At 49.6% G+C, this 6,387-nt stretch carries 6 protein-coding genes; 2 read left to right on the top strand and 4 right to left on the bottom strand.

From position 1 onward, the window contains the following. Positions 1–40 precede the first annotated feature (40 nt). The 3 genes from CLOSYM_RS16620 to CLOSYM_RS16610 are packed head-to-tail and all read right to left on the bottom strand — an operon-like array spanning position 41 to position 2,844. Positions 41–565, bottom strand: coding sequence for a nitroreductase family protein (locus CLOSYM_RS16620; protein WP_009298303.1), 525 nt, complete (start codon positions 563–565; stop codon positions 41–43). Between the two features lie 21 nt (positions 566–586). After that, positions 587–1,423 carry a carbon-nitrogen hydrolase family protein gene (locus CLOSYM_RS16615; RefSeq protein ID WP_009298304.1) on the bottom strand — a complete coding sequence of 279 codons (837 nt, stop codon included), beginning with the start codon at positions 1,421–1,423 and terminating at the stop codon, positions 587–589. Further along, a complete protein-coding gene (locus CLOSYM_RS16610) occupies positions 1,420–2,844 on the bottom strand; it encodes an MATE family efflux transporter (RefSeq protein WP_044902680.1) in 1,425 nt (474 codons plus the stop codon). Before CLOSYM_RS16610 ends, CLOSYM_RS16615 begins: the two co-directional genes overlap by 4 nt. 211 nt (positions 2,845–3,055) lie before the next feature. Here CLOSYM_RS16610 and CLOSYM_RS16605 point away from each other — a divergent pair, with 211 nt between their 5' ends. After that, positions 3,056–3,817, top strand: a complete 762-nt coding sequence (locus tag CLOSYM_RS16605) for an ABC transporter ATP-binding protein (RefSeq protein WP_003508373.1) — start codon at positions 3,056–3,058, stop codon at positions 3,815–3,817. Between the two features lie 119 nt (positions 3,818–3,936). Continuing rightward, entirely contained in the window at positions 3,937–4,731 is a 795-nt protein-coding gene (locus CLOSYM_RS16600; protein WP_003508372.1) for an ABC transporter permease, read from the top strand. Between the two features lie 102 nt (positions 4,732–4,833). On the opposite strand, the gene CLOSYM_RS16595 is transcribed toward CLOSYM_RS16600, so the two are convergent. Beyond that, on the bottom strand, positions 4,834–6,309 hold the full coding sequence (locus tag CLOSYM_RS16595; protein WP_021643009.1) for a sodium:solute symporter family protein: 1,476 nt from the start codon (positions 6,307–6,309) through the stop codon (positions 4,834–4,836). Positions 6,310–6,387: the final 78 nt, after the last annotated feature.

The raw sequence follows: 6,387 nt of genomic DNA, 5'->3' as shown, positions 1-6,387 counted from the left end.
CCCACCACCCCGTCCGCTGGCCGTACCGGCGGCGACCGGCTCAGCCCCCATATCCGTTAAACCAGGCCCTCTCTTCAAAAGCCATCTTCTTTGGAGCCGGAACCGTGGAATCCGGTATTCCAATCGGAAGGTAGACTGCCACATTTAAATCCTCCGGCACACCCAGAAGCTGTGCCATCTTTCTGTCCTCGCCATTGTGATGGAGCTGTCCTTCGATCCAGGTTGTCGCATATCCCTTTGCCGTAGCCGCAATCAGAATATTTTCGGCCGCAGCAGCAAAATCCTGAATATAATAGGTCTCGCCGCTGGGAGCAATTACTTTCTTTGTCAGCAAAAGAATTGCCGCGGGAGCTGTCGCCGCCCACTCATGCCCGTAAATCTCCGCCAGTTTTTTTACCAGCTCCGGGTCGTCCACTGCGATAAATTTGGTCGTCTGAAGATTGCAGCCCGACGGCGCCAGGAAACCGGCTTCCACAATCTCCCTCAAATCCTCCCGCGGGATCGGTTCCGTTTTAAACGTGCTCCTATAACTTTTTCTGCCTTTTATAGCCTGTAATGCATCCATTCTTATTCCCCTTTCTATTGACTATGATTTTTTGTCCTCCACATCATACAAATCTGTTCTCCTGTTTTCCAGGGAAGGAATCTGTTTTCTGATTTGATCCAGATAGTCCAGATCGATCTCCGCATATGTGATCCCAGGTACATCCTTTGCCCGTGCTATTACGGTCCCCCACGGATCTGCGACAAGGCTGTTGCCATAAGCCACATAAGCCGGTTTCTTTCCAATCTGCCCCGGCGCCACAATGTAGCAGCCGTTCTCGATGGCTCTGGCCCGAAGCAGCGGTTCCCAGTGATCTTTCCCGGTCGGCATCGTAAAGCTGGCAGGAACAAAAATCACCTGCGCCCCTTTTAATGTCATCAGACGGTACATCTCCGGAAAACGCACATCATAACAGATCGACATTCCAAAAACGCCAAGCTCCGTCTCCACCGTCACAATCTTTTCCCCCGGCCGGACTTTATCCGATTCATTAAACGGTGTACCGTCCGCAAGCGTGATGTCAAACATATGGAGTTTGCTGTAGGACGCCAGTATTTTTCCTTCCGGTGAAATCAGAACGCTGGTATTGGCCGAGCGCTTTTCGCCGGGCAGCTCCTCGGTAATGCTCCCTCCATGGATATAAATTCCATGCTCCTTTGCTTTCCTGCATAAGATATCTGTCGTATACCCCGGAATCTGCTCCCTGCCGCCGCCTTCTCCCACATTTCGGCCAATCAGGTTCATGACTTCCGGAAAGCAGACAAGCTTAACGCCTCGTAAGGCCGCCTCGTCAATCCAGGCCGACGCCTGTTCCAGGTTGATGCCCTTATCATTCTGTGTGTCCATCTGTATCATTGCCAACATGTATTTTCTAATCAATCTTCTCTCTCCTTTACTTTAACAAGGCTCCTCTTCCAGATGCCTGATTTGATGTATAAATAACCGAACGGCACCGAGGAAAACGGTGCTATTGCGCATGCGATATAAATCCCCTCCAGACCCCAGATTTTTTCAAACGTAATTGCCAGGATTACCCTGAAAATAATGCAGTTTGTAAAACTGGACATCATTGCAAAGGTCGAATGTCCGGCCCCGATCATCATGGAATGGTATATCATGAAGATCGCATAGAATATCTGGCCGATAATCTCAATCCTCATATTCAGCACCGCACCTGCGATTACCGTCCGGTCGTCGGTAAAAATAGCAGCCAGCCACGGTCCGGCAAATTCCACTATCACTATCGTAGCCAAGCTCACCACAACAGCCATCTTCATTGCCGTATACATGACTTCTTTGGCCCTGTCGTAGAGTCCGGCGCCAAGGTTCTGGGCGATTACGGAAACAGCTCCCGTTGACATGGCGCTGATTAACAGCTGGCAGAGGTCTTTAATTTTAATTGCAACTCCATTGCCCGCTGAGACATCCGTCCCGTAACGGTTGATCAGAAATGTCACAAGGAGCCAGGAAAAACCGGCTATGGTCATCTGCACCGCGCTGGGAATTCCGACTTTCAGCGTCTGTTTCAGCATCCCCATTCTGATGCGCAAAAATTCCCTTGTAAAGCGGATTAATTCTTTTTCTTTCATGATTGCGGCCAGGCTGAGCAAGGCGCTCAGCACCTGGGCGATCACAGTTGCCCAGGCAGCTCCGGCTACTCCCATTCCGAACCCTGCAACGAATACAAGATCCAGGACTGCATTGAGTATGGTGGTGGCAATCACGATACGCATCGGCGTCCTGCTGTCTCCGACGGCGCGCAGCATGGATGAAAATGCATTGTATATGTAAACAAAAAACATTCCGGCCGAACAGATTCTCAGATACAGCACCGCCTCATCATAAGCAGGGGCTTGAAGTATCCTTAAGATTCCTCCGGATGATGCAGCCAGTATTACGGAAAAAGCAATGCCCAGGACTGCCGCTAAAGACACAAGGGTACCGGCTGCCTCCTCCCTGCTCCTATCTTCTTTCCCCCCGTAAAACTGGGCGATCAGCACACATCCCCCTGTGGTGATGCCAATGGCAATCTTCGTAATAATAACAAGAATCTGGCTCGAATTATTGATCGCCGAAATTGCGGACGGGCCTGCAAAGCGGCCCGCTATCACCATATCCACCATATTATAAAGAGCCTGAAGAAGACTGGAGGCGATTAACGGCAGTGTAAAAGCCACTATCTGTTTAACAATGTTTCCCTGGGTGAAATCCTGCTTTCTGCCTGTCTTATCTTCAGGCCCGCCGCTTTTAAAGGACGGCTCTGTCTTCTCACTGTCCCTGTTTATCTTAGTCCCCGCCATACTCTGCCTCATTTCCCGGTTCCGGCTAATATATTCACAGGAAATCCCTGCGCTTCCGATAAAATCGACCGGTCTTTCTTTCTGATCATTATTTTACTACAGACAGGCAGAGACGGCAATCAAAAATCATTGCAATTCATTCCCCTAAAGCTCACGTCCCTGACAAATTTTCATATCTTAAACTAAAGCCAGTATGTTTTAGAGGTGTTATATGACTGCGAAACTGGAAGTTTCAGGCCTCAGTTATTCCTACCATTCCATGGACGGGGAGACTCAGGCCCTTTCTAATATATCGTTTACCGTAGACACTGGAGAATTCATTGCAATTGTCGGGCCGTCCGGCTGCGGCAAGTCAACTCTGCTCTCCATTTTCAGCGGGCTGTTAAAACCGGACGAAGGAGAAATCCTGATTGACGGCATTCCCCTCCCCGACAGCAAAGTCAATATCGGTTACATGCTCCAAAAGGATCACCTGTTCGAATGGCGGTCAATCCTTTCCAACGCAGCTCTCGGACTGGAAATTCAGCACAAGATGGATGAACGCCATAAAAACGACCTGAGGGAGCTGATGAATTCCTATGGACTGGGTAATTTTGAGAATTCCCGCCCCTCCGAGCTCTCCGGCGGAATGCGCCAGCGTGCCGCCCTTATCAGGACATTGGCTCTGGAGCCGGATATCCTTCTCCTCGATGAGCCTTTTTCTGCACTGGATTATCAGACACGCCTATCCGTATGCGATGATATCAGCACTATCATCAGAGGCCGCCATAAAACTGCCATTCTGATTACCCACGATCTGTCGGAGGCCGTCAGTGTGGCGGATCGGATTATCATTCTTTCAAAGAGGCCGGGAAGGATCAAAGGAATACTGCCCATCCCATTTTCCACACCGGGTTTAAGCCCTCTTGAAAGGAGAAATGATCCTGAATTTTCAGGTTATTTTAATGAAGTCTGGAAGATCCTGCAAAACTAAAACACTCCATGGTTGACAGCGCCGGATCGCGCCGTTTACCGGGCGGGTGCATCTTTGCGGCCCATTAGGGCTCAGCCCTGTAAAGCCGCCTACTCTTTATCCTTATCAGGAGGTGTCTCATGGAATTACATGAAACCCTGGCCCAGCAGGCATTTATTGCAAGGCAGAAACGCCGCCGCAGAATGGTCACAATCTGCCGCATTCTGCTTCTTTTTATTTTACTGGCACTCTGGGAAATCTGCGCCAGATTCGATATCATTAACGACTTTATTTTCAGTTCTCCGTCCCGCATCATACTCTGTTTTTTAAGCATGGTGAAGGACGGCAGTATTTTTTTACACACCGGTGTCACAATTATGGAGACGCTTGTGAGCTTCTTCCTTGTCGTCACCATCGGCCTTCTGGGCGCCATTCTGTTGTGGTCCAGCAAGAGCCTGTCGGATATACTGGAGCCGTACCTTGTCATGCTCAACAGTCTGCCAAAATCTGCGCTGGCTCCGATTCTGATTGTTTGGTTAGGCAATAATATCAAAACGATTATTGTGGCTGCCGTTTCCGTGGCTGTATTCGGGGCAATAATGACATTGCACAACGGTTTCAGCCACACGGATCCGGATCAGATCAAGCTGATTTATTCTTTGGGCGGTAAACGGAAGGACGTACTTACCAAAGTGCTTCTGCCGGGCTCAATCCCTCTGATTATCAGTAATATGAAGGTCAATGTGGGACTATGCCTTGTCGGTGTCATTATCGGAGAATTTCTGGCGGCGAACAAGGGGCTTGGATATCTTATAATTTATGGTTCACAGGTGTTCAAAATGGATATGGTGGTTATGTCGATTGTGATACTCTGTATCGTATCGGCAGTGCTGTATCAGGGAATTACGTTTCTCGAAAAAAGGATGAAACGATAACCTGCACGCTCCGCGCACAGGTCACCGTCCGAAATGAAACAGCTGCGGTTCAAATCTCTGCCTGAAACAGGCAGGACTCTGAACCGCAGCTGATACTATATGTTACTTCTCCATCTTGGGAATCGGGTGTTCGTCCCCTTCGCTCCGGAAAACCGGCTCGACAGGGACATTTTTCGTCAAAAGAGAAACTGCCACGATAACTACAGAGGAGGCCGCCAGGCCGATAAGCACTGCGTTATTTCCCAGGAAAGAGAGCTGGGAAAGCACGGCTCCGGTCACAATGCCTGCCCGGGCGCCCCAGGGGGTAATCCTGCTGTTGCACCGGCTCATTTCCGTCTTTTCTCCCTTCCGCTCCTTCCACACCAGACCGATGCAGAGCAAAGGGGCCATCCCGGCTCCAGCCATGGAATAAGCTTTGGCAAACAGGGAGATAACCGAGGATGCATAGATAGCCGCCAGAGAAGATGCCACGCCGATGATAACGGTTGCAATCTTCGCATCCTTCACCAGATCACGATCGGAGCTGCGGCTGAACGGACGGACCAGATCATTGACAACCAGAACCGCCGCTGAATTCAGGCAGGAATCCGCCGAGGACATGCCTGCGCAGAGAATCAAGGTGAAGATTCCTGCGGCGATAAGCGGCGGCGTGCAGTGCATCATGAACCAAGGCATTGCATTTCCGCTGCTCAGATCCTGATTCATTGTCATAATAATCAAACCAACCAGTGCTGTCATCATTGTCATAACCACACAGATAATCCCGCTGTACAGCAGGCCGTTACGGGCGGTTTTGGCATTCTTGCAGGCATAGCAGCGCTGCCAGTATGTCTGGGCTACCAAAACGCCGATGAGACCGGTCAGAAACTTGTTGACACTGCCCATCAAATCCACATTGGCAAAGCTCCACAGTTCGCCCTTTCCTACCTCCGCCAGACGGCTTCCCAGTACGGCCAGGCTGAAATCCACCTTGCTGAAGGCAAACAGGTAGAACACGGTTCCGAAAACAAGGCAGATAATTCCTTGAAACAAGTCGGTCCACACTACGCTGTAGACACCGCCCATGACCGTATAGACAATAAAAATAACAGAAAACAAAAAAATGATTGGAATTGGGTTGGCATTGGTAAAGACCTGGAACAGTTCTCCGAACGCCTTTCCCTGACCGCCTACCCATGCGATCATGATGCAGGCGCCCAGGATTCCGCAGAGAGCCCTGGTAAATTTGTCGCGGACGATAAGATCATCAATCATCTCCGGCATCGTATTATAAGTAAAATGTCCTGCTAAACCGGCGAAAACCAGGGCAAAAATAATCTTGGAGCCCTGCTCGCCCAGGATAAAAGCCAGCCAGCCGATTCCCTGCTCATATCCGCTTCCGGCATGGCCGATAAAATTGCCGGCTCCCATAATCGTGGCAAACTGGGTGAAGAAAATCAGAATCATAGGAAAGGAACTGCCGCCAATGGCATACTGCGAAAAGCTTTCATTCGCCTGATCCTTCACCTTTATAGAAATAATAAGAAAAACACCGCAAATTATAACCGTCAAAATCCAAAATATCGTACCCATACTCATACTGCAATCCCTCCGTTTCTATTTGTACTTGTCAACTTTACCTTCTCCTCCTAATATATAAGTGTAGGGTTTCAGTAC

Origin of the sequence: [Clostridium] symbiosum ATCC 14940 (assembly GCF_000466485.1) — a bacterium.
GTDB lineage: Bacteria > Bacillota > Clostridia > Lachnospirales > Lachnospiraceae > Otoolea > Otoolea symbiosa.
This window is presented reverse-complemented; position numbering and strand designations above follow the sequence as displayed.